The organism is Pseudanabaena sp. 'Roaring Creek', from assembly GCF_001402795.1.
Taxonomy (GTDB): domain Bacteria; phylum Cyanobacteriota; class Cyanobacteriia; order Pseudanabaenales; family Pseudanabaenaceae; genus Pseudanabaena.
Genome location: NZ_LIRE01000497.1, coordinates 1 through 1,178 on the forward strand (window position 1 = coordinate 1; position 1,178 = coordinate 1,178).

At 42.0% G+C, this 1,178-nt stretch carries 1 protein-coding gene; it reads left to right on the forward strand.

Going from position 1 to position 1,178, the window contains the following annotated elements:
• Positions 1-430: 430 nt before the first annotated feature.
• Positions 431-976 carry an NYN domain-containing protein gene (locus AC805_RS15465; protein WP_009625982.1) on the forward strand — a complete coding sequence of 182 codons (546 nt, stop codon included), beginning with the start codon at positions 431-433 and terminating at the stop codon, positions 974-976.
• Positions 977-1,178: the final 202 nt, after the last annotated feature.

A 1,178-nucleotide genomic window follows, 5' to 3' on the forward strand; every position in this document is an offset into this window, starting at 1 on the left:
GTAGTACGTTCGCTACAGGCTTTAACTTTATTTTTTAATTATTCTCGGACGTTTGTAACTACTTTTAACGTTATTTATTCAGTTATACCAAATCACAAAACGGCGTAGCCATTTTGTGATTTTAAAACCCTTACTGGGTTTGGTTTTCAATTCCCAAAAATGTAGCTACACTTTTGGGAATTGGTATTATGTAGTATTGCAAGTTTTACTTAGAACATAAAATCCGAAAGATGATTGGTGGTACGAAGCGCCGCCAATCGTCTTTTGGATTTTGTTTTTTCTAACGCAAGTGGCTACAGCCATATCATGCAACCCCATTCCCCTCGATCGTTCTCGCCTTGATTTCGAGATTGAAGCCGATCCCAGTACAACATTTGCAAACTCTAGTGTCAGAATTAGAGTAAGTAATTCTATCTAGCGGTCTACCATTATGTCTTCGGAACATCCACCAGTTATGTTGGTGGACGGCTATAACGTGATTGGTCTGTGGCGACATTTGCAGGAAATGAGAGATCTGCAAGGGTTTGACATTGCCCGATCGCATTTAACTGAGACGATGGTAAATTTTAGTGCTTTTCATGGCTACAAGACGACATTGGTATTCGATGCCTATGTGCAAGCAACCCCCGCCAAGGCTGAAAGAATTACCAAAAATCTCAAACTGTATTTTACCGATCATAACGAAACGGCGGATACCTATATCGAGCGTCAATGTGGCAAGTACCGCCGTGATCCGCTGCGGCATCTCAAAAGGATTATTGTCGTAACTTCCGATCGCGCTCAGCAGTTAACCGCCGTTGGTTTTGGGGCAGAGTGGCTATCCGCTACTGCCCTAGAGCAAGAGGTCGAAGCAACGCTAAGATCTGTCCAAAGTCGCCAAAAGCCCCAAAAGGCAAACACAAATAATTTATTGGGCAATCGTATTGATAGCAAAACCAAAGCTCAATTAGCGCAGTGGCGAAATAGGCTAAATTAAGCGGCATGAAAGCTGTGTTAAATAAACTTTCTCAAAGCCCAAAAGTAAAAGCCTTGCTACGCAGGGCTTTTACTTTTAGGCTTTGGGTTTGCTTTTTATAGATAATTCAAATAAAAACTACAGCTTCGACTTCGCTCAGCTAGCTTACACCGAGGGCTGAGCGAAGTCGAAGCCCGTCTACAAGTTATTTAAAACAACTATA

What these genes read in the sequence shown, in the direction of transcription:
- AC805_RS15465 (WP_009625982.1), top strand. Translation starts at nt 431, where the DNA reads ATGTCTTCGGAACATCCACCAGTTATGTTGGTGGACGGCTATAACGTG.